Origin of the sequence: Streptomyces sp. NBC_00986 (genome assembly GCF_045162565.1) — a bacterium.
In the GTDB taxonomy this organism is placed as follows: domain Bacteria; phylum Actinomycetota; class Actinomycetes; order Streptomycetales; family Streptomycetaceae; genus Streptomyces.
The window spans coordinates 7,666,940-7,693,547 of record NZ_CP108733.1; the positions used below are offsets into that span (position 1 = coordinate 7,666,940).

Consider the following 26,608-nt stretch of genomic DNA (forward strand, 5'->3'; position numbering starts at 1 on the left):
GAGTCGTCCGCCCCGGCAGCCCCCCGTGCTGCCGGGGCGGACCGTCATGCGTAGCGGAGCTCGCCCGGCCGCACCGACCGCCGTAGCAGCGGCAGTGATGTGGCGGCCGCCAGCACGCAGGCCGCGTACACGCCGACCGGCACCAGCAGCGCCGCGTACGGCAACGGCACGTCGGTGTGCGCGGAGACGGCGGCGCCGTACCAGCCGCTGATCACCGTGCCGCCGAGGCCCGCGACCGCGATCGCCGGGAACAGCGGCAGCGCGGTCTCCAAAAGCAGCGCGCGGGCCAGTACGGCGTGCGGCACCCCGGCCGCCGCCTGTGCGGCCAGGCCCCGGCGCCGGGTGGCGAGGGACTCGGCGGTGCCCACGGCCAGGGCGGTCAGCACGAGGGCGAAGGCGACGAGGATCGCGGCGGCCGTGAGGTCGATGCCGGTGGTGTAGTAGGACATGCGCGTGCCGAGGTGGCCCCTGCGGCGCATGTCCTCCAGGCCCGCGAGCAGGATCTGCCGTACGCCCGCGAAGCCCGACCCCACGACCGTCACCAGCAGCAGTGCCGCATGGGTGCGGGCGGTCGACCAGGGGTCCTCACGCATCCGTTCCGCCGCGATCAGCAGCGCGGGACGCGAGGTGCCGGCCGCGAAGCCCTCACCCAGTTGGCGGGACGAGGCGCCGGAGAGCCAGATCGCGATCAGGCTGAACAGCACCGCCAGGACCAGCACCGCCACCGGGCCCAGCCCGAACGAGACGGGGCTGCCGAAGACCGGGGTCAGCGCGATGAACACCGCCGTCGCCGCGAGCAGCCGGGTCGCCGTGCCGAACCACCGCCCCGGCCCCCGCACCGGCCGCACCCGCCGCACCCGGCCCAGCGGATCCGCCACCACCCGCCGCAGCGCCACCGCGCTCACGACCGCCCCCAGCACCGGCACAGCGACTACGACGACCCCGGCCCAGGCCGTCGCGTACGGCAGCAGCGGTACGACCACCGCGGTCGCCACCACCGCGCCCGCCAGGCACGCGAGCCCCGACTCCAGCGCCGCGATCCGCCGCACCTGCCACGGCCCGGCCCCCGCCAGCCGCAACGCGGCCAGCCGCCGGTCCCGGTGCACCGCCCCGATCCGCGCACACTGCCCGAGAAACCCCAGCACGGGGATGAGCAGCAGGCCGAGTGCCAGGCTCACGTTCTGCCGGTCGCTGGGGGAGTCGAACAGCCCCGACCCGAAGGACACGGAGTAGAACCCGTCCAGTGACAGCAGCGCTACGACGCCCAGTCCGATGCCCGTCGCCAGCGCGGCCCCGACCGCCGTGAGCCCGACCCGCCACCACTCCCGCCGGTCGGAACCCCGCGTGAGCAGCCAGGCCAGCCGCAGATCCGCGAGCAGTGTGCTCATACCGCCACCCCCGCCGTCGCCACGGTCCCGTCCGCCAGCCGGATCTCGCGGTCCGCGTACGCCGCGACCTGCGCGTCATGGGTGATCAGCAGGACCGCCGTACCGGACTCGCGGGCGGTGCTGACCAGGGCCGTCATCACCTGCTCGCTCGCCAGGGAGTCCAGCGCGCCCGTCGGCTCGTCCGCGAAGACGACCTTCGGTGACGTGACCAACGCCCGTGCCAGCGCGACCCGTTGGGCCTGGCCGCCGCTCAGCTCGCCCGGCCGCAGCTCGCCCTGCCCGCGCACCCCGAACCGCTCCAGCCACTCCCCGGCCTCCGCCCGGGCGTCCGTGCGCGAGGTGCCTGCGAGGAGGAGAGGCAGCGCGACGTTGTCGACGGCCGTCAGCTCGGGTATCAGCTGGCCGAACTGGAAGACCACTCCGAACTCCGTGCGCCGCAGCTCGCTGAGTCGCTTCTCGGGCAGGTCGTCCAGCCGCTGCCCCGCGTATGTCACCGTCCCCGCGTCGGGGCGGACGATCCCGGCCAGGCAGTGGAGAAGGGTGGACTTGCCGCTGCCGCTGGTCCCCGTCACGGCGAGGATCTCGCCGGTGTGCAGGTCGGCCGAGGCGCCGGTCAGCGCCCTCGTCCTGCCGTGCGTCTTGGCGAGGTCACGGGCCGCGAGGAGCGGCGCCGCCGTACCCCCGTTGTCGCTCATGCTGTGTCGACCTCCGCGGTCAGAGTGGTCAGCCGGGCCGCCGTCGTCGCCATCCAACGGAGGTCCGCGTCAAGGTGGTTGAGGGCGTAGTCCGCCGAGAGCACGGTCGCCAGGTCGGTGCCCTTGGCGGTCTTGACCGCCGTGAGCTCCCTCATCCGCTCCATGTGGGCGGCGCGTTGGGCCCGCAGATACGCCTCAGGGTCGCCGTCGGCCAGGATCGAGACGACGACCTTGGCGAAGATCTCGTTCGTCACGAAGGGCGCGGGCGGCGCGATCTCCCCTGCCCAGCGGACGAGTTCACGCGAACCGTCCGCCGTCGCGCGGTACGCCGTCCGCTCCGGGCCGCCGTCCGAACCGGTGCCGTCGACCTCCGCGAGACCGTCCCGGACCAGGCGCTGGAGGGTCGTGTAGACCTGCCCGTACGCCAGTGGTCGGGCCTGCGGGAAACGTTCGTCGTGGCGTCGCTTGAGGTCGTAGCCGTGGCTCGGTCCTGAGGCGAGCAGGCCCAGCAGGACGTGGCGGGTGCTCATGGCGCTCAGTATGCACCGGATACATGTACTGAGTGAATAGTGATCAGCGGGAAATTTGGGGGGAGTGGGGGCGGGAGTGGCCGCAGTGCCACCCGTACCCCAACCTGGAGGTCTGCCGTCGCGTCCACTGGGTAGGGCTTGCGGTGACCATCTCCCACGCTCGCCCGACACGACAAGGAGGCCCCCGTGGCCGCAGCATCGGCATCACTTCCGCGCCCGGCCCGCTCCAAACGCACCCCGGAGCCGGCCGCCGACCTCACACCCGACCTGTTCTTCCTCGACTCCGAGGGAGCCTGGGCCGAGACCCCGCTGACCAGCGAACCGCCACTGGCCGACGCCGAACCCCTCACCAGCGAGCCCCCGCTCGCCGACGCCACCCCGCTCACCAGCGAGTCCGCGACCATGGACGCGCCGCTCACCAGCGAGGCCGGCCTGATCGACGACCCGATGACGACGAGCGGTGAACTCGCCGCCCTGGCCGACCCGTTCGCCGCCCCGGACTCGACGAGGCCCTAGATGACCGCACCCCGGCCGGCCGACACCCTCGGCGAGGACCTGTCACAGCTCGCCGAACTGCACGGCGTCGCCACCGCCTACAGCCCCTCACCGGACCGCGCGGTCCCCGCCTCCGCCGTCGCGGTCGTCGCCGCGCTGGCCGCCCTCGGCGTCGACGCGAGCACCCCGCAGGCCACCGCCGCCGCGCTCGCCGCCCGCCAACAGGAGCTGGCCGCACGGCTGTTGCCGCCCACCGTCGTGGGCCGGTACGGCAGCACGCCCGCCGCGCTCGACGCGCTGCCCCAAGGCACCGTGCTGCACATCGAGACCGAGCAGGGCGAGACCCGGGCGAGCACCGAGCAACTCCCGCTCGGCGTCCACCACTTGACCGCCACCGCGCCGGACGGCCGCAGCGCCGAGGCCCAACTCGTCATCGCCCCGGACCGGTTGCCCACGCCCGCCGACCGGTCGTACGGGCTGATGGTGCAGGTGTACTCGCTCCTCTCCCGGCGCTCCTGGGGCATGGGTGACCTCGGCGATCTCGCTGAACTCGCCGCCTGGGCCGGGCGATCGCTCGGGGCCGGGTTCGTGCAGGTCAACCCGCTGCACGCGGCCGTGCCGGGCGCGCCCACCGACCCCTCCCCGTACCGGCCGTCCTCGCGCCGCTTCCCCGACCCGGTGTACCTGCGGGTCGAGGACGTCCCCGAGTTCGCGTACGTCGAGGAAGCGGAGCGCGAGAGACTGCGCGGGCTCCTCGAACGGGCCGGGCGGCTGCGTGAATCCGTCCTGGACAAGGACGCGTTGATCGACCGCGACGCCGTATGGGAACTGAAGCGCGAGGCGCTGGAGATCGTCCGCGAGGTCCCCCTCGGACCCGGACGACGGGCCGCCTACGTCGACTTCCTCGCCCGCGAGGGCGAGGCGCTGGAGGACCACGCCACCTGGTACGCCCTCGCCGAGGTGCACGGCTCGAACTGGCGGGAGTGGCCGGCTGCCCTGCGCGACCCGCGCTCACCCGAAACCGCCCGCGCCCGGGGCGAGTTGATGGACCGCGTCGACTTCCACTGCCGCCTCGCCTGGCTCACCGACGACCAACTCACCGCCGCCCAGAGGGCCGCACGGGAAGCGGGCATGCCGATCGGGGTCGTGCACGACCTCGCCGTCGGGGTGCACCCGGACGGTGCCGACGCGTGGGCCCAACAGCGGTACTTCGCCGCCGGCATGTCGGTCGGCGCGCCCCCGGACGCCTTCAACTCCCTCGGCCAGGACTGGGGTCTGCCCCCGTGGCGCCCCGACCGCCTCGCCGAGTCCGGCTACGCCCCGTACCGCCGCCTGCTCCGCGCGCTCTTCCGCTACGCGGGCGCCCTCCGCATCGACCACGTCATGGGCCTGTTCCGCCTGTGGTGGGTCCCACAGGGGCATCCGCCCACCGAGGGCACCTACGTCCGCTACGACGCCGAGGCCATGCTCGCCGTCCTGGCGCTGGAGGCCTCCCGCGCCGGGTCGGTGGTGATCGGCGAGGACCTGGGGACCGTAGAGCCGGGTGTGCGCGAGACCTTGCAGGAGCGCGGGGTGCTCGGGACGTCGGTGCTGTGGTTCGAGCGGGACTGGGAAGGTGACGGGCGTCCGCTCGCGCCCGAGAAGTGGCGCGCGGACTGTCTCGCCACCGCGACCACTCACGACCTGCCGCCCACCGCGGCCCGGCTCACCGGCGAACACGTCGAACTCCGCGACCGGCTCGGCCTGTTGACCCGGCCGGTGGAGGAGGAGCGGATCGAGTCCGCCACCGACGTGGGGGAGTGGCTCGCCCTGCTGGCCCGACTCGGCCTCTACGAACACCCCACGGGCGGCGGGCGGCCCGCGTCCGAGGAGGAGGCGGAGATCCACGCCGTCCACCGTTTCCTGCTCCGGACCCCGGCCCGGATGATCGGCGTCTGGCTGCCCGACACCGTCGGCGACCGGCGTCCGCAGAACCTGCCCGGCACGTGGGACCAGTATCCGAACTGGCGCCTCCCCATCGCCGACGCGGAGGGGCGGCCGGTGACGCTGGAGGAGCTGGCCGCTTCGCCGCGGCTGCACGCGCTGGTGGATGTGCTGCGGGTGGGGCTGGGGGAGGGTTCGGGGGACATGGAGGCGGGTTCAGGGGACGGTGGTGAAGGGGGTCCGTGAGGGGCGTACGCCCCATACGGCACCCCCGGGCGCGCGGGCCGTTCGGACGTTCGCTACTTTTGCGGTGTGGACAAGAAGAACGCCCTGCGCGCCGGTGCCCTGGCTGCCGGTACGACGCTGATGATGCTGCTCATGACGTCCCCCGCGCTCGCGCTCACCCGCGACGACGGTGACGACCCGGGCCACGGCCTGAGCGTCGCCGAGACGCTGGGGCTCTATGTCCTGATCCCGCTCGCCCTGTTCGCGATCATCGCGGGCCTGGTCATGGCGCTGGACAAGTCCAAGGACCGCGCGCCGAAGGCCAAGTCCGGCAGGACCGGCACCGCCGTCGACGCCAAGGTCTGACCTCACCTTTTCCGGAAGGCGCCCACATCACCCACAGCGGTGAGGCGGGCGCCTTCGGCATGTCCTGCGGCGGGCACCCTCTGCCGCTGAACAGACCTGTACAGAGCGGTCATCGCTCGGTCGAGGCCAGCAACTTCCTGAGCAGGTCGGCCAGTTGGGAGGCCTGATCGGCGTCGAGGCCGGACAGGGCCGCCGTCTGCGTCGCGAGCCCGGAGCCGACCGCCTCGTCCATCAGCGCCAACCCCTTCTCCGTCAGGGTGACTTGGAGACCCCGGCGGTCGTGCGGGTCGGGGGAGCGGCGGAGCAGGCCGGCCCGTTCCAGTTTGTCGAGGCGGCCGGTCATGCCGCCCGTGGTGAGCATCAGGGTCGCGGAGAGCTCGCGCGGCGAGAGCGTGTACGGCTCGTCGGCCCGGCGCAGGGTCGCGAGGACGTCGAACTCGCCGCGCGAGATGCCGTGCGGGACGTACGCCTTCTCCATGCGGTCGCCCATGGCCCGGGCGAGCCGGAAGATCCGCCCGAAGACCTCCATCGCGGCGGTGTCGAGGTCGGGCCGCACCGCCGCCCACTGCTCGACGATCGCGTCGACGGGGTCCTTGTCGTTCATGGGGCGAGTATCCGCCGGTCAGTGGGTCGGTCGCAAGAAAGTGGATCAATGGTCAGCGGATCGTCAGTTAGTGGCTTGACGGTAACTAACTTGAGGCTAAGCTAGTTACCAGTGACCTACCTGAAGGGTGCGTCCATGCCGACCACCAGCCGCCCCGCCCTCATACTCCTCACCGCCCTCGCCCCCGTCTCCTGGGGCACCACCTACGCCGTCACCACCCAGTTCCTCCCGCCCGACCGCCCCCTCTTCACCGGCCTGATGCGTGCCCTCCCCGCCGGTCTTGTGCTCCTCGCGCTAGCCCGGGTGCTGCCGCGCGGCGCCTGGTGGTGGAAGTCGGCGGTGCTCGGCGCACTGAACATCGGCGCCTTCTTCCCGCTGCTGTTCCTGTCGGCCTACCGGCTCCCCGGTGGCATGGCGGCGGTCGTCGGATCGGTCGGGCCGCTGATCGTCGTAGGCCTCTCGGCGGTGCTGCTCGGGCAGCGGCCCACGGCCCGGAGCGTGCTCACCGGTGCCGTCGCGGCCTTCGGTGTCAGTCTCGTCGTACTGAAGGCGGCCGGAGCGCTCGACCCGGTCGGCGTGCTCGCGGCCCTCGCGTCCACCGCCTCGATGTCCACCGGCACCGTCCTGACCAAGCGGTGGGGCCGCCCCGACGGCGTCGGCCCGCTCGCCCTCACCGGCTGGCAGCTCACCGCGGGCGGGCTGCTGATAGCCCCCGTCGCCTTCCTGGTCGAGGGGGCGCCGCCCGCGCTCGACGGCCGCGCGGTCGGCGGTTACCTGTACCTCGCGCTGGCCAACACGGCGATCGCGTACTGGCTCTGGTTCCGCGGCATCGGCCGGCTCTCCGCGACCCAGGTCACCCTCCTCGGCCCGCTCTCCCCGCTGACCGCGGCCGTCGTCGGCTGGGCGGCGCTGGGGCAGGCGCTCACGGCGGTGCAGGTGGCGGGGATGGCGCTGGCGTTCGGGGCGACGGTGTTCGGGCAGATCGGTCCGCGGACGCCTCCTGTTCCCGTTCGGGGGGTAGCGTCACGCGGGAACACCGTGACGCAACGCCGGAGGCGCTCGTGGCCGAGGAGTCCTGCCCCAGTTGTGGCAAGCCGCTCACCGCGCGGGCGGGCCGTACCGGCCGGCGTTCCGTGTACTGTTCCGCCGCCTGCCGGCAGAAGGCCTACCGGGAGCGGCAGGGCGGTGGCGGCGAGGTCGGAGTCGACGGGCTGATCAAGGAGATCGGCCGGCAGGTGGAGCAGCTGGTGCCGCAGCCGCCCTCCGTCTTCTACTCCGGCGTGACGGAACTGTCGTCGTCCGTCGCGCGGTTGAGACGGGTGGCGCGCACGGCGCGGGACACCGCTCAGGAATCCGTCACGCACGTACCCGTCACGGAAGCCTCACCCCCTGCGGAAGTCCCGCTCGACGAAGGGGACTTCGCCGCCCTCGTCGAGTCCCACCGCCGTGAGATCCAGGTCCACTGCTATCGCATGACCGGGTCGTACGACGACGCCGAGGACCTGGTGCAGGAGACGTTCCTGCGGGCCTGGCGGGCCCGGGACACCTTCGAGGGGCGGGCCGGTGCCCGTACCTGGCTGTACCGCATCGCCACCAACGCCTGCCTGGACTTCCAGCGCCGTACGGCCCGTCGCCCCAAGCGCTACGAACCGTTGCCCGGCATGAACCACGGCGGCGGCGAGCCGCCCGCCCGCATCACGTGGCTACAGCCCTACCCCGACGACGAGTTGCCCTCCGCCGAGGAGCAGCCGGAGGCCGCCGCGGTCTCCCGCGAGACCCTCGAACTGGTCTTTCTGGCCGCCGTGCAGCATCTCCCGCCGCGCCAGCGCGCGGTGTTGGTACTGCGTGACGTGCTCGGGCTGACAGCCGTGGAGACCGGCGAGGCGCTCGGCATGACCGTGGCCTCGGTCAACAGCGCGCTGCAACGCGCCCGCCCCACCCTGCGCGACCGCCTGCCCGGCCCCCGTGCGGACTGGACGACTTCCGAGCCCACCGAGCACCAACGCACCCTGGTCAAGCGGTACATGGCCGCCGCCGAGCGCCTCGACCTGTCCGAGGTCGCCGCCCTGCTCAGCGAGGACGTCACCCTCACCATGCCGCCGAACCCGTTCTGGTTCACCGGCCGCGACGCGCTCCTGGAGTTCCTGAGCGTGAGCCTCGACGCCAACTCGCCCATGTTCCTCGGCCATTGGCGCCACCTGCCCGCCCGCGCCAACGGCCAACTGGCGGCCGGGGGTTACGTCCGCCGACCCGGTACGACGGTCTACCGCGCCCAGGTCCTCGACGTGCTCCGCTTCGGCGCCGACGACCGGATCGTGGAGATCACGTCCTTCGAGCCGCACCTGTTCCCGGCCTTCGGACTGCCCCTGCGCCTGTGACCGACGAGGGGTGACCGATGAGTGGCGGGCCCCGCGTGCGTCTGTACGGCCGACTCGAACGACACACGACCCGCAAGGAGTTCACCATGCTGCTCACCGACAGGACCGCGGTCGTCTACGGCGCCGGAGGCTCGATCGGCGGTGCGGTCGCCCGCGCCTTCGCCGCCGAGGGGGCCCGCGTCCACCTCGTGGGACGTACCCGGGAGACGCTGGAGGCCGTGGCGAGTGACATCAAGGACGCCGAGGTCGCTGTCGTCGACGCCCTCGACGAGACGGCGGTGGAGGAACACCTCGCCCGTGTCGGCGACATCGACGTGTCCTTCAACCTCGTCTCGCGCGGTGACGTCCAAGGGCTGCCGATCACCGACATGCCCGTCGACGCCTTCCTCGCGCCGGTGATCAACGGCACCCGCGCCAACTTCATCACCGCCCGCGCCGCCGCCCGCCGGATGGCCGAGCGGGGCAGCGGTGTCGTCCTCACCCTCAACAGCGGTTCCGCGCACGGCAGTCCGATGATGGGCGGCACCGGTCCCGCCGACGCGGCGACCGACAGCCTCGTGCGCAACCTGGCGATGGAGCTGGGCCCGCGCGGGGTGCGCGCCGTGGGACTGTGGGCCGCCGGGATCCCCGAGACCCTCACCGTCGAGAAGCTCGGCAAGGTCAACCCCGACCTCAACGAGGCGGCGATCCAGGGCATCCTCGACCACCTGTCGAGCCTGCGCATGACCCGCCGCAACCCCACCCTCGCGGAGATCACCGCGACCGCCGTGTTCCTCGCCTCGGACCACGCGGCGAGCATCACGGGCACGTTCGTGAACGTCACGGGCGGGATGTTCCCGGGCTGAGGACGGCCTGGACGGGGCCGTCCGTCCCCGGGGTCCCTCTTGACACGCCGTACTCCTGGAGCTCCCATGAGGAATTCAACAGCCCTACGGGCAAGGGGAGTTGGCGTGACGACGAAAGGGAGGGCCGGCGTGCGGGCACCGCTCTTCCCGGCCGCGAGGTATCCCGGTGTCGACGAACTGGAGCGGCAGGCCCGCGCGTTGGTCGCCCTGGCGCCCGGGGTGCTGCGGCTGCGTGCCGTGGGGGAGAGCCGGGCCGGGCGTCCGTTGTGGCTGCTGTCGGCCGGGTCCGGGGACCGGCAGTTCCTGACCGTCGCGGGCGCGCACGCCAACGAACCCGTGGGCGGGGCCTCCGCACTCCGCCTGGCTCGGCTCTTCGCGCGCCGGCCGCGATATCTCCAACTCCTCGGCTGCACCTGGCACTTCCTGCTCTGCCTCGACCCGGACGGGGCACATCTCGCGCAGGGTTGGCAGCCGGAGGAACCGGAGCCGTCCCTGGAGGAGTGCCACCGCTCCTTCTACCGGCCCGAGTTCGCCTGCCAGCCCGAGTCGATGCCGGCCCGGGGCGAGGGGCGGCAGCCGCTGCCCGAGTCCGCGGCGCTGGTGCGGCTGCTCGACGAGCTGCGGCCCGCCGCCCAATTCACCCTGCACGGCATTGAGTTCGGCGGCGGCTTCGTCATGCTGACCGAGGACGTCCCGGGTGTCGCCGAGGCCTTCCGGCACACCGCGGCCCGGCTGCGCGTCCCCCTCGTCCATCACCCCCTCGACGGCCTCGACTGGCGCCCGGAACCGCCCGGCGTCCTGGTGCTGCCGTCGGACCGGGGCACGGGCGAACGCGACCAGAGCGGCTTCGTCGCCGAGAGCACCTGGCTCCATCCCCGGCGCTACGGCACCCTCACCGCCCTCGTCGAGGCGCCCGCCTGGGCCGTCGCCGCGACGGGCGACCCGAGACCCGCCGCCGACCCGGCCGGGGAGACCGCGCGGGTGAGCGAGCTGCTCCTCGACCGGACCCGGCAGCTCACGGCCGTACTCGACGGGCGGGCGCTCGACGATGTGCCCGAGGAGCTGAGACCGCTGCGGGACGCGGGGCTGGAACTGGTCGACGTCTCGCCGTCCATCGCCGGCACCTGGGCCGCCGAGGAACTGCCCGCGCACGAGGGCCACTTCGCGACCCTGGGTGTCTCCGCCCGCCGGGTCCCGCTGCGGGCGGCGGCCATGCTGCGCCGCGCCCTCGCCCGCACCGACCCCGACGCCGCCGAGACCCTCCGGAACCTGGTGCACGAGTGGTGCCAGGAACTGCGGAAGTCCTACGACCCGCAATGGGTGCCGGTGGCCGTGCAGACCGGGCTGCATCTGAGGACGATGCTCGACACCGCCCGTCTGCTGTGCGCGGAGGGCGGGCGTACGGAGGGTGGGCACACGGAGGGCGGGTGACCCGGTCGGTCACCCGCCCTCCGTGCGGCCCTGCCTAGTGGTCGGCGGCCGCGTCCGCGGCCTGTGCCTTGAGCGCGCGCTCCACGCCCGAGCGGGACTCCGAGACCAGGCGGCGCAGGGCCGCGTTGGGCTCGGCGGCCGTCAGCCAGGCGTCCGTACGGTCCAGGGTGTCCTGGGAGACCTGGATCGACGGGTAGAGGCCGACCGCGATCTGCTGGGCGATCTCGTGCGACCGGGTGTCCCAGGCCTCCTTGACGGCGGCGAAGTACTTCTCCGTGTACGGCGCCAGCAGTTCGCGCTGGTCCGTCTGGACGAAGCCCGAAATCACCGCTTCCTGCAGGGCGTTGGGGAGCTTGTCGGACTCGACGACCTGTGCCCAGGCCTCTGCCTTCGCCTCCTCGGTCGGACGGGCGGCACGGGCGGTCGCGGCGTGACGCTCACCGGCGGCCGTCTTGTCCCGCTCGTACTCGCCGGCGATCTCCGACTCGTCGAACCGGCCCACGGACGCGAGGCGCTCGACGAACGACCAGCGCAGCTCCGTGTCGACGGCCAGGCCCTCGATCGTCTGGGTGCCCTCCAACAGGGCGTCCAGCAGGTCGAGTTGCTCCGGGGTGCGGGCCGTTGCGGCGAATGCCCGCGCCCACGCCAGCTGGTGGTCGCTGCCCGCCTCGGCGGAGCGAAGGTGCGCCAGCGTGGCGTCCGTCCACCGGGCGAGCAGGGTCTCGCGGGCGGCCGGGTCGGCGTACAGCTCGATCGCCAGCTTCACCTGCCGCTGGAGGGACTGCACGACGCCGATGTCGGACTCCTTGCCGATGCCCGACAGGACGAGCGACAGGTAGTCACGGGTGGCGAGTTCGCCGTCCCGCGTCATGTCCCAGGCCGAGGCCCAGCACAGGGCGCGGGGCAGCGAGGACTCGAAGTCGCCGAGGTGCTCGGTGACGAACGCGAGGGACTGCTCGTCGAGGCGGACCTTCGCGTACGACAGGTCGTCGTCGTTGAGCAGGACGACGTCCGGGCGACGCTTGCCCACCAGCTGCGGTACGGCGGTGAGTTCGCCGTCAACGTCCAGCTCGACGCGCTCGTCGCGCACCAACTTGCCGGTGTTCTCGTCGAGTTCGTACAGGCCGACGGCGATGCGGTGCGGGCGGAGGGTGGGCTCGCCCTTGGCGCCCTCGGGGAGCGCCGGGGCCTGCTGCCGGATCGCGAAGGCGGTGATGACGCCGTCGGCGTCGGTCTCGATCTCCGGACGCAGGATGTTGATGCCGGCCGTCTCCAGCCACAGCTTCGACCAGGTCTTCAGGTCACGCCCGGAGGTCTCCTCCAGCGCGCCGAGGAGGTCGGAGAGCCGGGTGTTGCCGTATGCGTGCCGCTTGAAGTAGGCCTGCACGCCCGCGAAGAACTCGTCCATGCCGACGTACGCGACGAGCTGCTTCAGGACGCTCGCGCCCTTGGCGTACGTGATGCCGTCGAAGTTGACGAGCACGTCGTCGAGGTCGTTGATCTCGGCCATGATCGGGTGGGTGGAGGGCAGTTGGTCCTGCCGGTAGGCCCACGTCTTCATGGAGTTGGCGAAGGTCGTCCAGGAGTGCGGCCAGCGCGACTGGGGGGCGTACGCCTGGCAGGCGGCCTCGGCGTAGGTGGCGAACGACTCGTTCAGCCACAGGTCGTTCCACCACTCCATGGTCACGAGGTCGCCGAACCACATGTGGGCCAGCTCGTGCAGGATCGTGGAGGCCCGCACCTCGTACGCGGCGTCGGTCACCTTCGACCGGAACACGTACTGGTCCCGGATGGTGACGGCACCGGCGTTCTCCATCGCGCCCGCGTTGAACTCCGGGACGAACAGCTGGTCGTACTTCTTGAAGGGGTACTGGTAGGCGAACTTCTCCTGGAACCAGTCGAATCCCTGCCGCGTGACCTCGAAGATGGCGTCCGAGTCGAGGAACTCGGCGAGCGAGGGCCGGCAGTAGATGCCCAGCGGCACGCTCTGCCCGTCCTTCTCGTACACGCTGTGGACGCTGTGGTACGGCCCGACGATCAGGGCGGTGATGTACGTCGAGATACGCGGCGTCGGCTCGAACACCCAGGTGTCGTCCCGGGGTTCGGGCGTCGGGGAGTTGGAGATGACGGTCCAGCCGTTCGGCGCCTTCACCGTGAACTGGAAGGTGGCCTTGAGGTCGGGCTGCTCGAAGGAGGCGAAGACCCGCCGAGCGTCCGGCACCTCGAACTGGGTGTAGAGATAAGCCTGTTGGTCGACGGGGTCGACGAACCGGTGCAGTCCCTCACCGGTGTTGGTGTAAGCGCAGTCGGCGACGACCCGGAGGACATTGGGCCCCTCCAGCAACCCGGCGAGTGCGATCCGCGAGTCCTTGAAGACCTCGTCGGGCTCGAGCGGGTCACCGTTCAGCGTCACCTCGTGGACGGCCGGGGCGACCAGGTCGATGAAGGACTCGGCGCCGCCCTCCGTCACGTCGAAGCGCACCGTCGTCGCGGACCTGTAGGTCCCGCCCTCCTGCGCGCCGGAGAGGTCGAGATCGATCTCGTACGAGTCAACGGTGAGCAGCGTTGCCCGCTGCCGCGCCTCTTCGCGAGTCAGGTTTGTGCCAGGCACGCGGTCATCTCCTCGTTATGTGTGGGTTGCGCCATCCTTCCACGGGACCTGCGGGAAGCGCGATGTCCGGTTCCCGCCGGTGAGCGGGGCGAACGAGCGCGAGCCTGGGGACATGACGACGAACACGGCACGACCCATCGACCCGACGGCCCTGAAGGAGCTGCGCTCTGCTGACGATGCGGGGCGCGGAATGGTTCCCTTCCTGGATGAGGAGGGCGGCGCTCCGCTCCGCTGCTGCCTGCGCCGCAGCGAGCCCGGCGAGCGGGTCGCCCTGGTCTCGTACGCCCCGCTGCGGCGCTGGGCTGCGGAAACGGGCGCCGAGCCCGGGGCGTACGACGAGCAGGGGCCGGTGTTCATCCACGCGGAGGAGTGCGGGGGGCCCGCGGCGGGGTCCGGGTATCCCTTCGCGGGGTCGCACCGCACGGTCCGGCGCTACTCGGCCGAGGGCCACATCCTGGGCGGCGAGCTGGTCGACACCCTCGACGACGACGCCTTCGCCCGGGCGTTCGCCGATCCGTCCGTGGTTCTCGTCCACGTCCGGGCGGTGGAGTACGGCTGCTTCTTCTACGAGGTACGCCGGACGGGCTGAGGGGTGCGGCCGGCGCTTGAAAGTTCCGGCCGGCAAAACCTCAGCCCCTCCGGCGTTTGAGGAGCGGGGTCTGGGGCGGAGCCCCAGAAGGATGGGGCGGGTAGGGGCGGCGGGGGCGAAGTGAGCCCGTCAGCCGTTCAGTTCCGCCGCCACCAGTTCCGCGATCTGGACCGCGTTCAGCGCAGCGCCCTTGCGGAGGTTGTCGTTGGAGATGAACAGCGCGAGCCCGTGCTCGACCGTCTCGTCGGCGCGGATGCGGCCGACGTAGGACGGGTCCTGGCCGGCTGCCTGGAGGGGGGTCGGGATGTCGGTCAGGGCGACGCCCGGGGCGCCGCCGAGCAGCTCCGTCGCGCGCTCGACCGAGAGGGGCCGGGCGAAACGGGCGTTGACCTGGAGGGAGTGGCCCGAGAAGACCGGGACGCGGACGCAGGTGCCGGAGACCTTCAGCTCGGGGATCTCCAGGATCTTGCGGGACTCGCTGCGGAGCTTCTGCTCCTCGTCGGTCTCGTGCAGGCCGTCGTCGACGATCGAACCGGCGAGGGGCAGCACGTTGAAGGCGATGGGCCGCTTGTAGACCTGCGGCTCGGGGAAGTCGACCGCCGAACCGTCGTGGGTCAGCTTGTCCGCGTCGGCTACGACCTTCAGCGCCTGCCCGTGCAGCTCGGCCACACCGGAGAGCCCGGAACCGGACACCGCCTGGTACGTGGCGACGACCAGCGCCTCAAGACCCGCCTCCGCGTGCAACGGCTTCAGCACCGGCATCGCGGCCATCGTCGTGCAGTTCGGGTTGGCGATGATGCCCTTGGGCCGGTCGACGATCGCGTGCGGGTTCACTTCCGAGACGACCAGCGGGACCTGCGGGTCCTTGCGCCAGGCGGAGGAGTTGTCGATGACGACAGCACCCTGCGAGGCGACCTTCTCGGCCAGCGCCTTCGACGTCGCGCCGCCCGCCGAGAACAGCACGATGTCCAGCCCGGAGTAGTCCGCGGTCGCCGCGTCCTCCACCGTCACGCCGTCCAGGACCGTCCCCGCCGAACGGGCCGAGGCGAACAGACGCAGCTCGGTGACCGGAAAGTTCCGCTCCACGAGGATCCTGCGCATGACCGTGCCGACCTGACCGGTGGCTCCGACGATTCCGACCTTCACGGCGACTCCCTTTGCGTGCGTTCTACGTGGTCCAGCGCTTCCATGATGCGTCTCACCCGTGCCCGCGTGTCCAATCCTTTCACCGCCCGGCCCGAGGAGTGGGACGCGCCACTGGACCGCCCCCGGCCCGATCCTGCGGCGACGGCTCCGCGCGCTGCGAGAAATCCGCCCCGCACCGGCCCCGGACCGCAAGCCGTCCCGCCCGCCGGTGTGATCCACGCCTCCGCCCGCCGCCGCGGAAAACTCCTCCTCGCCCGGCCGAACGTTTCCGCCCCCTCCCGCGTCGTAGAGGAAACGCGGTGAGGGGGTGGCTTGTGCTGCGCAGAATGGCCCGCCGGGTCCAGGAGGACGACGATCCTCTGGACGCGGCCCAGGAACGCCGGGTACGGGCGGTGCTCGCGCTCGGCGGGGTGCCGCAGGCGGATCTGCCGGACGGCGTCCAGCAGGTACGGCTGCGGCTGCTGGAGCGCGCGGCGAAGGGCGACGAGGCGCCGCGCGACGTCTCGGCGTGGGCGGCGGTCGTCGCCTCGAACCTCGCCATGGACTGGCACCGCGCCAAGCGCCGCCAGGAGCGGGTGGGGGAGCGGCTGGCCTCCCTGCGCCAGCTGGAGCACCCCTCCGGCGAGGACACGAGCGTCCTGTCCCTGGCGGTGGCACAGGGCCTGGACGAACTGCCCGACCAGCACCGCCAGGTCCTCGTCCTGCGCTTCTTCGCCGACCTGCCCGTGCGCGGGATCGCCGAGGAACTCGGCATCCCGGAAGGCACGGTCAAGAGCCGGCTGCACTCCGCGGTCCGCGCCCTGCGCGACCGCCTGCACGAGGACGAGGTGGTGTGACGTGACCGCCGAACGGGACGAGAACGAGTACGACGGCGACGAGTACGGCGGCATGGACGCGCTGATGGCCGCGATCCTGGACGAGCCGCTGCCGGAAGCGGCCCGCGCGGACGCCGGGTTCATGGCCGAGCACCGGGTCGCCACCGCCGAAGTGGCGTTGCTGCGCGAGCAGTTGGGGATCATCGGGGAGGCACTGTCGGCACCCCCGGCACCGGAACCCGTGACCAGGGCCCGCCCGGCCCGACGCCGCCGTCCCGCCCTGCGCGTCCTCGCCTACGGCACGCTCGCCACGGCCGTGATCGCCGGGATGGTCACCGGGCTCGCCTGGCTCGGCGCCCACAACGGCGGCGCCAGCGCCGACTCCTCGTCCGCCCAGAGCAAGTCCGATGCCCCCGCCAAGATGTCCGGGGACGGCCTGCCGCCGTCCGACCCGGAGGAAGCGCTGGCCTGCGACCGGCTCGTCGTCGAGGGCACGGTGGCCGAGGTGGAGACGCACCTGGACGATCCCTGGAGCCGGATCGTGCTGACCGTGATCCGCTCCTACAAGCCCGCCAAGGGCCCCTCCCAGGTGTCCTTCCTCCTCGACGGCGGAGCGGACCCGAAGCCGCGCAAGGGCCAGCACGTGCTGGTTGAGGTCGGCCGGGGCCAGCAGAACGCGAGTCTCTGGGCCGTCGGCGACACCCGCGTCGCCGTGAACCGCGCCTGGATCCTCAAGGCCCTGCCCGGCTCCCGCACCACCACCTGCCCCGCCGACTGAACGCGAGAGGGGCGGGCGCCCGCACGGACGCCCGCCCCCTCACCGCCGTATCCCTGTCAGGGCTACGACGTGACCTTCTCGATCTTCACGCTGCCCAGCCCCGCGACCGTGCCGCGGGCGTTGACCAGCTGGACCTGGCCGAAGAACTCGCGTCCCTCGGGGGCCGGGGCCAGGGCGGTGACGCTGCCGGAGACGGTCGCCGAGGCGCCCGTGGCGAGCTTCACCGGGGTGGAGGCGTCGACCGTGACCGTGCCGAGCGCCGGGGAGAAGAACACGTCCCGGTAGTCGTACGCGGTCGAGCCGGACGGCACCGAGTAGCCCACGACCTCGACCGTGTACGTACCGGCGGCCGGGTTGGCGATGGAGACCGACTCCTCCGAGTCGCCGTCGGCGGACTGGCCGACGACGGTCCCGGCGGCGTTCTTCACCGTCAGGTCCAGGTCCGCCGCCGTGTCCGACACGTTGCCGATGGCGACGTCCAGGGACGTGGCGCCGGCGGGCACGTCGACCGTGGTGGTCTGCGTGACGCCCTCGGTGATGGTGGGCCGCGCGGTCAGCGAGGAGCCGAGCGGGCCGCCCTTCAACGTGCCGGTGAGGGCCGCGTAGTTGTTCGTCACCTTCCAGGAAGCCGTGGCCGGGACGCCGACCTTGGCCTCGGGCACGGTCACGGTCTCCGGGTCGAAGGCCGCGCCGAGGACGGTGGCGTCCAGCTTGTACGGGTTGTCGAGCAGCGGCGAGGTGCGGCGCGCCTCGACCTCGATCTCCCAGACACCGGCCTGCGGGTCGGCGTACGACCGTACGTCGGGCTTGCAGCCGTTGCCGTCGAGGTAGTTGTTGTAGCAGTACGGGGTGCCCGTGTCCTCGACCGGAACGCCGTACGGGTGGATCGAGATGAACCGCGTCTGGCTCTTGTCCTTCAGCCCGCTCATCGCGACCTCAAGGGCCTTGGCGCCCGCCGGGACGGTCACGAAGTACGACTGGGTGCTGTTGCGCTGCACCGAATTCGCCGTGGAGTAGGTGAAGTTGACGGGCGAGGCGACCACGACCGTGGTGAGGATCTGCTTGTCGAGGCCCTCGGTCTTCGGGTCGTCGACCTCCAGGATCGCGCTCTTGATGCCCGAACTCTTCGGCGCCGCCTGCACCTTGACCGTCACCGGCTGGTTCAGCGGGAGCTTGACCTCGTCCGAGCCGACGATCTTGAAGGTGCCGCCGGCGTTGTTCTCGAAGTGCAGCTCGTGCCGAACCGCCTTGTCCGCACCGGTGGTTCGCGTGATGGTGATGTCGTACGTCTTCTTCGCGCCGGCCTTGAGGCCGCCCTCGCGGTCGTACAGTCCCGTGCCGAAGCCGGGGGTCTTCAGCGCGTAGTCGATCGCGGTGTCGACCGGAGCCTTCACCGTGTACTCGTGGGCGCCGGCGCCGTCCTTGATGGACTTCCACGCGTCCACGATGTTGATGAGGCCCGCGCCCTCCTCGTACGCCTGAACACCCTTGATGTGATCGGCGGTTGAGGTCAGCGCCGTGCGCAGGGTCGCCGGGGTGAGCGCGATGTGCTTCTGCTTCGCGGCGCTCAGCAGCAGCGCCGAGGCGCCCGCCGCCTGCGGGGAGGCCATCGAGGTGCCCTGGAGCATCGAGTAGCCGGCCGGCAGCGTGTAACCCGCCTCGGCGACCGGGGAGCCCGGCAGCCAGGTCTGGGTGGAGTTGATCGCGGCGCCGGGCGCGACGAGCGTCGGCGTGAAGCCGCCGTCCTCACGCGGACCGCGCGAGGAGAACGGCAGCAGCTGGTACGAAGTCGACACCTGCGAGCCGTAGTTGGCCGCCCAGGTCTGCTTCGAGATCGAGGCGCCGACCGAGATCACCTTGTCGGCCAGGCCGGGGTCGCCGATCGTGTTGGCGCCCGGACCGGAGTTGCCGGCCGAGATCACGAGCTGCACGCCGTAGGTGTCGATGAGGCGCGTGTACAGCTCGGCGCGCGCGTTGTTGCCGTCGTTCAGCGCCGGCAGGCCGCCGATCGACATGTTGACGATGTCGACACCGCGGTTCGCGACGAGGTCGATCATGCCCTCGGTGAGCGCCACGTTGGTGCAGCCGCCGGTCCAGGTGCAGGCACGCGAGGAGACGAGCTTCGCGCCCGGCGCCTCACCGTTCATCTTGCCGCCGAACAGGCCGTTCGCCGCGGTGATACCGGCGACGTGCGTGCCGTGCTCGGACTCGATGACACCGATGTTGACGAAGTCGGCCGTCTTGCCGACCCAGGACCCGCCGTACGGGTCCATCGGAACGTCCTTGCTGATCTGCACGACGAACGGCTGCCGCTCGACGACGTCCGTCGCCGGGTTGTCCGTCCCGAAGTAGCCGATCTGGTAGCCGTCCTTGTACGGCTTCATCGGGGTGTCGTCGCTGAAGTTCTGGTTGTTGTTCAGGTCGACCGTCACCGTGCCGGCCGCCGGGTCGTACAGGACACCCCACGCGTCGGTGGTGTCACCGTCACGGTTCGCGTCACCCGCCGCGTCACCGCCGGTGGTGTACGACTCCTTGAACGTGCTGATCTCGTACGACCCCGCGGGCGCCGTCCAACTCGTGCCGCCGTAGGTGAAGTTGGGGCCGGACACGGCCGTCACCATCGGGCGCCAGGTCTGGTCGCCGTCGACGATCGGGTCGGTCGAGGTGACCCAGTCGACGATCTTGCGCTCGCCGGTGGTGGTCTTCTGCAGCGCCGGGTGGCCGAGGTCGACGCCGGAGTCGAGGATGCCGATGGTGATGCCGCGGCCGTCCGCCTTCGGGTTCTTCTTCACGAAGTCGACGGCGCCCGTCTCGAAGGACGGGTTGTACGGGTTCTCGGCAGGGGTGCTCTTGCTCGGCCCGGAGTAAGTGGCCTTGCTCGTCGCCTTGTCGGCGCCCTTGGCCGTGTCCGCGCTCGGCGTCGGATCGTCGAGCGCGATCTCCTGGCGGAGGTCGATGGCCTGCACCGAGGACAGCTTCGCGGCGGCGGCGATCGCCGAGTCGGCCCTGCCGGTCGGGACGGTGGCGCGGACGTAGCCGAGCTTGTCGTAGGTGCGGCCCACGGAGCCGCCCTTGACCGCGTCCAGCTGCTGGGCGACCTGCTCGGTCGCGCCCGGCGCGGTGGCGATCATCATCGTGACGTTCTTGTCGCCGTCGGCCTTGGCCGTGGCGAGCAGATCGGCGTCGTCCGAACCGAGCTTGGCGGCGGCGGACTTGACCGTGCCGTCCGCGGGAGTGGTGGCGGACGGCGAGTCGGCGGAGAAGGCCATGGGTATCGGCCCGGCCGCGGAGAGCGCGGCGACGAGACCGGCGGCCACGGATATTCGGGCCACGCGTCTCTGGTGGGAGAGGGTCATCGGCATCCCTTGTAGGTGAAGAATCCAGTGCCGGACGAGGGCACAGCTTTACCCAAGGGACGGTTGTTTGGGAAGTGTTGACCGAAACCCTATGAACGTATGGGGAAAACCCCCTATTCGTTCCCCGGGTTCGAACGTGCGTAGTGACGGGACGCCTTCGCGCGGTTGCCACAGGCCGCCATCGAGCACCAGCGGCGGGTGCCGTTCCGCGACGTGTCGAAGAAGCGCAGGACGCACGCCTCGTGGGCGCAGCGCCGGATGCGGTCCGGGGCGGTGGAGAGCAGCTCCAGATAACTGCGGGCGGCGAGCCAGCCGGGCCCCCACCTGGGGTCCTGGAACTCGGGCACCTCGCCGGGCCCGTCGGCGGTGAGGGTGGCGCGGATGCGTCCCATGCCGAGTACGACGTCGAGGTCGCCCGTGCGGCCGTCGTCCAGGGCCAGCTTCAGCGCGGTGCGCGTGCTGTTGACGTACGTCAGGGTGATCGTGTCGGCCGCGAACCGCCCGTCGAGCCCGTTCGACCCGAGCCACACGGCGAGCCCGCCCGGGACCGCGAGCAGATCCTGTACGGCCCCGTCCCGCGTCCACCACGTGTTGAGCAGGTCGAGCGCGAGCGGCTCGCCGATGAGCGGCCGGGGGTCCTCGATGAGGGGCGTCGGCTTCGACTTGGGCTTCGGCATATCGGGTGCCTCTCTTCTGATCTAACCGGTCAAGAGTACGTGACCGGTTGACCGTCTCCGATCCTAACCACTAAAGTCATCGACAACGGTTATATCGGAGAAGGGCTTCCCATGACCCCGCACCTCGGCCACATCGGCCTCAACGTCACCGACCTCGACCGCTCCCTCGCCTTCTACCGCGACGTCCTCGGCTTCGCGGTCCTCACCGAGGGCAAGGACGACGACCGCCGGTACGCGTTCCTGGGCGACGGCGACGACGGCCGCCCCGTCCTCACCCTCTGGCAGCAGGCACAGGGGCCGTACGCCGGCGACCGCGCCGGCCTGCACCACCTCGCGTTCGCGGCCGACTCGATCGAGCGCGTCCGTCACTACGAGGAGGCGCTCAGGTCCTACGGCGCCGAGTTCGCGTACGAGGGCGTGGTCGCCCACCGCGAAGGCGCGGCCTCGGGCGGCATCTTCTTCCACGACCCGGACGGCACCCGCCTGGAGATCTCGGTGCCGACCGGCGCGGAGGACGCCCCGGTCCCCAACACCGAGGCCCCGACCTGCGGTTTCTTCTAGTCATGGGCGCCTATCACGAGGGCTCCCGCGCCGTGCAGGACCGGGTCGGGGTGCGTGAACTCGCCGACCACGTCGGCCAGATCATCGGCCAGGGCATCAAACCGGTGGCCGCCGCCTTCCTCGAACTCCAGCCGCTCCTGATCCTGGGCGCCGCCGATCCCGCGACGGGCCGGGTATGGGCCTCCCCGCTCACCGGCACCCCCGGCTTCGTCCGCGCGACGGGCCCGCACCAGATCTCGATCACCGGCACCACCCGCCCCACCGACCCCCTCACCCCGGCCCTGGCCGACGCCCACGACCTCCCGGTCGGCACGATCGCCCTCGACCCCCGCACCCGCCGCCGTATGCGTGTGGACGGCCAACTCCGGCGCACGGCACGGGGTTTGGCGATCGAGGCGGAGCGAGTGTTCGCCAACTGCCCCAAGTACATCCAACGGAGGGAGTCCTACGAGACGGTCGCCGACCGCGAACCCGCACAGCCGAGGCGCGACATCCAACTGACGTCCACGCAGGCCGAGTTCATCGCGGCGGCCGACACCTTCTTCCTCGCCACCGTCCACGAGCACGGCGCCGACGCCAGCCACCGGGGCGGCAACCCCGGCTTCGTACAAGCGACTTCACCCCACGAACTGACCTGGCCGGACTACACGGGCAACGCCATGTTCCTCAGCCTCGGCAACCTCCACACCGACCCCCGCGCAGGACTCCTCTTCATCGACTGGACGACGGGTACAACACTCCAACTCACCGGCGAGGCAAGGACGGAGTTCGACGGTGAGGGAAAGCGCAGGGTGCGTTTCACTCTGACCGAGGTAGTGGAGACCCCCGCAGCACTCCCACTCCGATGGTCCGCCCCCGAATACTCCCCTGCCAACCCAACCCCGGCTCGCTAAGCGCCCCGTCAGGGGCGCGGGGAACTGCGCGACCAGCCACGACGGCACGAAAGCCGAACGAATTCACATTGCGGCCCTTCCGACAGAGCACTTAACGTCTCCGGATGCGCCAAAAGCTGAGGGTTGCCGCCTACGCCGTCTGCGTCAGGGACGGCCACCTCCTCCTCGCCCGGTCACCGGCCGAGCGCGGAGGCCACGAGTGGGTGCTCCCCGGCGGCGGCATGGACCACGGCGAGCACCCGAACGACACGGTCGTACGGGAGCTGGAAGAGGAGACCGGCTACCACGTCGAGGTCACCGGCTTCCTCGGCATGGACTCCATCCACCACGTCATCCCGTGGAGCTACCGCCGCAAGGTGGACCAGCACGGCCTCCGGCTCGTCTACGAGGCCAGGGTCGTCGGCGGGGAGCTGCGCAACGAGATCGGCGGCTCCACCGACATGGCCGCATGGCATCCGCTGGACGACGTGTCCGGGCTCACCCGGGTCGGGTTGATCGACGTGGCGCTCAGGCTGTGGCGCGAGAGGCCGGCCGTAGGACGGGTCGAACGGGTCCCGGAATAGCTTCAGTACCCCGGCAGATGAACACGGAGTAGCCGCCTCCCGGCGGCTCGACGAGCGTTCACGAACGCACAGGGGTCTTCAAGATCGACGTACGGTGATCGGCGCTACGCGTTGCCGTCTCGTTTACGCGCAGGTCATCCCCGATGCCAAGCATCCAGTACGAGCGGGAAGTTCGCGACCGCGATCGAAAACCGATCGCCGCGAACGCCCGCGACCACTGCCGACGCAGTTCGTACTCGGGGAGATCGCGCCATGTCGCGCACACGCTCTGTCGCCAGCTCCGCGCTGGGGGTCAACCGCCGTACCGTCCTCGCCGCCACCGCGGCCGTGTCCGTCTCCGCAGGCGTCGGGTACGCCCTACGGCCCACCGACAGCCAGGCCGCCACAGCCACCGCCGATGCCGCCAACGCCGCCGCCGAGGCGCCCGTCGCGCACTCCCGCGTGGCACCGGCCGCCCCCCTCACCCCGTACACCAAGGGCACCACCCTCGCCACGGTCGCCGCCCCGCGCACCGGCTCCGGCTACCGCCGCCTCGGCGACGGCGCCGGCTGGAAGCGCGTGGTGCGCGGCGACCTCGCCGACGCCAAGTCCGGGCGCGAGGGCCGCCGTACGGCACTCGCGTCGTTCGTGCAGTTCACCGACCTGCACCTGATGGACACTCAACACCCGCTGCGTCTCGAGTACTTGCGCTCCACCGACAAGCACGCGTGGCGCCCGCACGAGGCGCTGACCGTGCAGGGCGGGATCTCGCTGGTCGAGCGGGTCAACGCACTGCGCGGCGCCCCGGTGACCGGCTCCCCGCTGCACTTCGTGATGACCACCGGCGACAACACGGACAACAACGCGAAGTCCGAGCTGGAATGGTTCATGAAGATCATGAGCGGCGGGCGGTTCACCCCCAACACCGGTGACCCGCGCCGCTACGAGGGCGTCATGAACAGCGGCCTCAAGCTGTACTGGCAGCCCGACTCCACCCTGCGCGACGGTGACAAGCAGGTCGGCTTCCCGCACCTCAAGGGCTTCCTGGCCGCCGCGATCCGCGAGGTCCGCAGCCCCGGCCTCAACCTGCCCTGGTACTCGACGGTCGGCAACCACGACGCGCTGCCGCTCGGCTGCTTCGGCTCCCACGCGGACCCGTACCTCACCGAACTCGCCATCGGTGGCAAGAAGTTGATGACCGCGACGGCGGCCGAGGCGAAGAAGCTGCAGAACTCGATCCGCGACGCCAAGGACCCCAAGGGCACCGGCTACCGCGACTTCCTCAAGGCCCACGCCCGCTCCGCGCGCTCGATCACGCCGGACGAGAACCGTGCGCCGTACACCTCCGCCGAGTACCTCAAGGCCCACCTGGACCCGGCCTACCAGGGCCTCGGCCCGGTCGGCCACGGCTACTCCTCGGCGAACGTCGACGCGGGCACGCAGTACTACGCGTTCCGGATCGCCGACGACGTGATCGGCATCAGCCTCGACACCACTGACGCGGGCGGCCACTACGAAGGGTCCATCGGAGCAACGCAGTTGAGGTGGCTCGACAAGACACTGCGCGACAACAAGGACTCGTACGCGGTGATCTTCAGCCACCACACCAGCAAGACGATGGACAACACCCGCCCCGACCCGGCGCACCCCACCGAGCGCCGTTACGAGGGCTCGGCGGTCATCGCCCTCCTCGGCAGCCACCCGAACGTGCTGGCCTGGGTCAACGGCCACATCCACCGCAACGTCATCACCCCGCACTCGGCGCCCGACGGCCGCAGCTTCTGGGAGATCTCGACGGCCTCGCACGTCGACTATCCCCAACTCGCCCGTGTCATCGAGCTGGTGGACAACAAGGACGGCACGCTGTCCCTCTTCACCACGCTGATCGAGTCCGCGGCCCCGCACCGCACCGACTTCTCCGACCTCACCCAGACCGGCCTCGGCGCCCTGTACCGCGAACTGTCGTACAACGCACCTGGTTCCAGCACGGTGTTGGGCGGCGCAGCGAGGGACCGCAACACGGAGCTGCTCCTCAAGAAGGGCTGAAACTCACTCAACTGGCGTACATCCGGGCAACCTTCGCACCGGACGACTGTGTCCATCCCCTCGACCGGGCTGAACCGGGCTCAACAGAGGGGGAAGGCATGGCAGTTCGTGCGGCAGTGATGGGTGCGACGGCGGTGGCGCTGTCGGTGGCGCTGGCGGGTCCCGCGACGGCGGCGCCCGCCGGAGGGGACCACGCGGCGACCCGGCAGGCGATCAAGGCGGCCGTGAAGGACGGCGTACCCGGCGTCACGGCCACCGTGCGGGACGGCGGCACCGCCTGGTCGGCGACGGCCGGAGTCGGCAACCTCCGTACCGGGGCGCCGCGTTCGGCCGACGACCGCTACCGGATCGGCAGCATCACCAAGACGTTCGTGTCGACGGTGCTGCTCCAACTGGAGGCGGAGGGACGCCTGTCACTGGACGACAAGGTGGCGAAGTGGCTGCCGGGCGTGGTCGAGGGCAACGGCAACGACGGCGGCAAGGTCACCGTCCGCCAGCTCATGAACCACACCAGCGGCATCTTCAACTACACGGCGGACGACGACTTCGGCCGCACGTACTTCCTCAAGGACGGCTTCTTTCAGCACCGTTACGACACGAGGACCCCGGCCGACCTGGTGGCGATCGCCATGTCCCACAAGCCGGACTTCGCACCGGGCACGTCGTGGAACTACTCCAACACGAACTACGTCCTGGCCGGCATGGTGATCCAGAAGGTCACGGGCCACTCGTACGCGACGGAGATCCGCAACCGCATCATCAACCCCCTGAAGCTGAAGGCGACTTCACTCCCGGGCACGAGGGTCATGGTCCCGCAGCCCAGTAGCCGCGCCTACAGCAAACTGGCGGAGGAGACGACGGGCCCGACGTACGACGTCACGAACCTGAACCCGTCCCTGGCCTCCTCGGCAGGCGAGATGATCTCCGACTCCGCCGACCTGGACCGCTTCTACAGCGCCCTGCTGGGCGGGAAACTCCTCCCGCCGAAGCAACTGAACGAGATGAAGACGACGGTACCGGCGGGCGACAGCCCGACCACGCGCTACGGCCTGGGCATCTCCGACATCACCCTCCCCTGCGGCATCCACATCTGGGGCCACGACGGCGGCATCCACGGCTCGTCGTCGGCGGTGGTGACAACGCCGGACGGCCGCCATTCGCTGGCGTTCAACTTCAACGGGGACTGGTCGGGGGATGCGGGGGCGGTGGTGGTGGGGGAGTTCTGCGGAGAGTGAAGCCTCCGCGCTCGTACCGATTGACGAGCAGCATGCCGGAACAGCCGAGGCAGCAGGCCAGCCCCGCGTACCACAGGGGCGTGGCCCAGAACCAGACGATCTCGGTGTTGTACCCGCTGTTCCAGTGGCATGTGACGGACAGCGGAAAGCTGCCCCGGCTCACGGATGTGAGGGTGAAGTCCCGCCCGATGTCCATGTACAAGCCGTCACCGGTCCTGTCCGCACACAGATCGAGCGGATGCGTGAAGGCGAGCCCGTAGCCGGTCCCGGCCCCGTAGGCGATGACCGCGGCCGCACCCCCGATCACCGCCCAACGGGCCAGCCACGAGGGCTTCTTCCTGGTCACCCACAACCCGTACGGAACCGCTCCGACGGCAAAGAGAAAGACGGTGATCACAGGCGGACCGAAGATCGCGAACATGAACCCCATGCGCCGACGTTACGTTGCGCGGAGGAACGGCTGCTGGATACGCGGGAGT

The 26,608-nt window shown here is 71.1% G+C and carries 24 protein-coding genes; 15 read left to right on the forward strand and 9 right to left on the reverse strand.

The window, feature by feature from the left end; genetic code table 11:
• Positions 1 to 44: 44 nt before the first annotated feature.
• From OG504_RS34300 to OG504_RS34310, 3 genes are read right to left on the reverse strand one after another with little or no spacing between them, the layout of a single operon-like run.
• A complete protein-coding gene (locus OG504_RS34300) occupies positions 45 to 1,388 on the reverse strand; it encodes an ABC transporter permease (protein ID WP_405993267.1) in 1,344 nt (447 codons plus the stop codon).
• Positions 1,385 to 2,083 (reverse strand): ABC transporter ATP-binding protein, encoded by a 699-nt coding sequence (locus OG504_RS34305; protein WP_405993268.1) that lies wholly within the window; start codon positions 2,081 to 2,083, stop codon positions 1,385 to 1,387. The genes OG504_RS34300 and OG504_RS34305 overlap by 4 nt, the downstream gene beginning before the upstream one ends.
• Entirely contained in the window at positions 2,080 to 2,613 is a 534-nt protein-coding gene (locus OG504_RS34310) for a PadR family transcriptional regulator (RefSeq protein WP_405993269.1), read from the reverse strand. Before OG504_RS34310 ends, OG504_RS34305 begins: the two co-directional genes overlap by 4 nt.
• 186 nt (positions 2,614 to 2,799) lie before the next feature.
• On the opposite strand from OG504_RS34310, the gene OG504_RS34315 reads away from it, so the two are divergent.
• From OG504_RS34315 to OG504_RS34325, 3 genes are all read left to right on the forward strand, one after another.
• On the forward strand, positions 2,800 to 3,129 hold the full coding sequence (locus tag OG504_RS34315; protein WP_405993270.1) for a hypothetical protein: 330 nt from the start codon (positions 2,800 to 2,802) through the stop codon (positions 3,127 to 3,129).
• Positions 3,130 to 5,277, forward strand: a complete 2,148-nt coding sequence (malQ, locus tag OG504_RS34320) for a 4-alpha-glucanotransferase (protein ID WP_405993271.1) — start codon at positions 3,130 to 3,132, stop codon at positions 5,275 to 5,277.
• Between the two features lie 66 nt (positions 5,278 to 5,343).
• Positions 5,344 to 5,622 carry a hypothetical protein gene (locus tag OG504_RS34325; protein ID WP_405993272.1) on the forward strand — a complete coding sequence of 93 codons (279 nt, stop codon included), beginning with the start codon at positions 5,344 to 5,346 and terminating at the stop codon, positions 5,620 to 5,622.
• Between the two features lie 109 nt (positions 5,623 to 5,731).
• On the opposite strand, the gene OG504_RS34330 is transcribed toward OG504_RS34325, so the two are convergent.
• Positions 5,732 to 6,226 (reverse strand): MarR family winged helix-turn-helix transcriptional regulator, encoded by a 495-nt coding sequence (locus OG504_RS34330; protein WP_405993273.1) that lies wholly within the window; start codon positions 6,224 to 6,226, stop codon positions 5,732 to 5,734.
• A 135-nt stretch (positions 6,227 to 6,361) separates the two neighbouring features.
• Between OG504_RS34330 and OG504_RS34335 the strand changes: the two genes are divergently transcribed.
• The 4 genes from OG504_RS34335 (at position 6,362) to OG504_RS34350 (ending at position 10,880) form a co-directional block, all read left to right on the forward strand.
• On the forward strand, positions 6,362 to 7,441 hold the full coding sequence (locus OG504_RS34335; RefSeq protein ID WP_405993274.1) for an EamA family transporter: 1,080 nt from the start codon (positions 6,362 to 6,364) through the stop codon (positions 7,439 to 7,441).
• Positions 7,360 to 8,604: a sigma-70 family RNA polymerase sigma factor gene (locus OG504_RS34340; RefSeq protein ID WP_405993275.1), complete on the forward strand. Its 1,245-nt coding sequence runs from the start codon at positions 7,360 to 7,362 to the stop codon at positions 8,602 to 8,604. The genes OG504_RS34335 and OG504_RS34340 overlap by 82 nt, the downstream gene beginning before the upstream one ends.
• Before the next feature lie 86 nt (positions 8,605 to 8,690).
• Positions 8,691 to 9,449 (forward strand): SDR family NAD(P)-dependent oxidoreductase, encoded by a 759-nt coding sequence (locus OG504_RS34345; protein WP_405996505.1) that lies wholly within the window; start codon positions 8,691 to 8,693, stop codon positions 9,447 to 9,449.
• A gap of 105 nt (positions 9,450 to 9,554) precedes the next feature.
• A complete protein-coding gene (locus tag OG504_RS34350; protein ID WP_405993276.1) occupies positions 9,555 to 10,880 on the forward strand; it encodes a M14 family zinc carboxypeptidase in 1,326 nt (441 codons plus the stop codon).
• Between the two features lie 34 nt (positions 10,881 to 10,914).
• Here OG504_RS34350 and pepN read toward each other — a convergent pair whose 3' ends face one another.
• Positions 10,915 to 13,491, reverse strand: coding sequence for an aminopeptidase N (pepN, locus tag OG504_RS34355; protein ID WP_405993277.1), 2,577 nt, complete (start codon positions 13,489 to 13,491; stop codon positions 10,915 to 10,917).
• A 112-nt stretch (positions 13,492 to 13,603) separates the two neighbouring features.
• Here pepN and OG504_RS34360 point away from each other — a divergent pair, with 112 nt between their 5' ends.
• The gene (locus OG504_RS34360) at positions 13,604 to 14,080 is read left to right on the forward strand and encodes a DUF1203 domain-containing protein (RefSeq protein WP_405993278.1); all 477 of its coding nucleotides are present in this window, start codon (positions 13,604 to 13,606) and stop codon (positions 14,078 to 14,080) included.
• A gap of 129 nt (positions 14,081 to 14,209) precedes the next feature.
• Here OG504_RS34360 and OG504_RS34365 read toward each other — a convergent pair whose 3' ends face one another.
• Positions 14,210 to 15,226, reverse strand: a complete 1,017-nt coding sequence (locus OG504_RS34365) for an aspartate-semialdehyde dehydrogenase (protein WP_405993279.1) — start codon at positions 15,224 to 15,226, stop codon at positions 14,210 to 14,212.
• Between the two features lie 314 nt (positions 15,227 to 15,540).
• Here OG504_RS34365 and OG504_RS34370 point away from each other — a divergent pair, with 314 nt between their 5' ends.
• Positions 15,541 to 16,062, forward strand: a complete 522-nt coding sequence (locus OG504_RS34370; RefSeq protein WP_405996506.1) for a sigma-70 family RNA polymerase sigma factor — start codon at positions 15,541 to 15,543, stop codon at positions 16,060 to 16,062.
• Position 16,063: 1 nt separating this feature from the next.
• Positions 16,064 to 16,819: a hypothetical protein gene (locus OG504_RS34375; protein WP_405993280.1), complete on the forward strand. Its 756-nt coding sequence runs from the start codon at positions 16,064 to 16,066 to the stop codon at positions 16,817 to 16,819.
• 62 nt (positions 16,820 to 16,881) lie between these two features.
• Here the strand turns inward: OG504_RS34375 and OG504_RS34380 are convergent, their stop codons facing one another.
• Both OG504_RS34380 and OG504_RS34385 read right to left on the reverse strand, forming a co-directional pair.
• A complete protein-coding gene (locus OG504_RS34380) occupies positions 16,882 to 20,175 on the reverse strand; it encodes a S8 family serine peptidase (RefSeq protein WP_405993281.1) in 3,294 nt (1,097 codons plus the stop codon).
• A 113-nt stretch (positions 20,176 to 20,288) separates the two neighbouring features.
• Positions 20,289 to 20,852, reverse strand: a complete 564-nt coding sequence (locus tag OG504_RS34385; RefSeq protein WP_405993282.1) for a CGNR zinc finger domain-containing protein — start codon at positions 20,850 to 20,852, stop codon at positions 20,289 to 20,291.
• Between the two features lie 111 nt (positions 20,853 to 20,963).
• On the opposite strand from OG504_RS34385, the gene OG504_RS34390 reads away from it, so the two are divergent.
• The 5 genes from OG504_RS34390 (at position 20,964) to OG504_RS34410 (ending at position 26,129) form a co-directional block, all read left to right on the forward strand.
• Positions 20,964 to 21,413 (forward strand): VOC family protein, encoded by a 450-nt coding sequence (locus tag OG504_RS34390; RefSeq protein ID WP_405993283.1) that lies wholly within the window; start codon positions 20,964 to 20,966, stop codon positions 21,411 to 21,413.
• Positions 21,414 to 21,415: 2 nt separating this feature from the next.
• Positions 21,416 to 22,306, forward strand: coding sequence for a pyridoxamine 5'-phosphate oxidase family protein (locus OG504_RS34395; protein ID WP_405993284.1), 891 nt, complete (start codon positions 21,416 to 21,418; stop codon positions 22,304 to 22,306).
• 104 nt (positions 22,307 to 22,410) lie between these two features.
• Positions 22,411 to 22,869, forward strand: coding sequence for an NUDIX hydrolase (locus tag OG504_RS34400; protein ID WP_405993285.1), 459 nt, complete (start codon positions 22,411 to 22,413; stop codon positions 22,867 to 22,869).
• 252 nt (positions 22,870 to 23,121) lie between these two features.
• Positions 23,122 to 24,894, forward strand: coding sequence for a TIGR03767 family metallophosphoesterase (locus OG504_RS34405; protein ID WP_405993286.1), 1,773 nt, complete (start codon positions 23,122 to 23,124; stop codon positions 24,892 to 24,894).
• A gap of 119 nt (positions 24,895 to 25,013) precedes the next feature.
• Positions 25,014 to 26,129: a serine hydrolase domain-containing protein gene (locus OG504_RS34410; protein ID WP_405996507.1), complete on the forward strand. Its 1,116-nt coding sequence runs from the start codon at positions 25,014 to 25,016 to the stop codon at positions 26,127 to 26,129.
• Here the strand turns inward: OG504_RS34410 and OG504_RS34415 are convergent.
• Complete coding sequence (locus tag OG504_RS34415; protein ID WP_405993287.1) at positions 26,068 to 26,559, reverse strand: hypothetical protein; 492 nt, start codon at positions 26,557 to 26,559, stop codon at positions 26,068 to 26,070. The two genes, OG504_RS34410 and OG504_RS34415, sit on opposite strands and share 62 nt — an antisense overlap.
• Positions 26,560 to 26,608 lie beyond the last annotated feature (49 nt).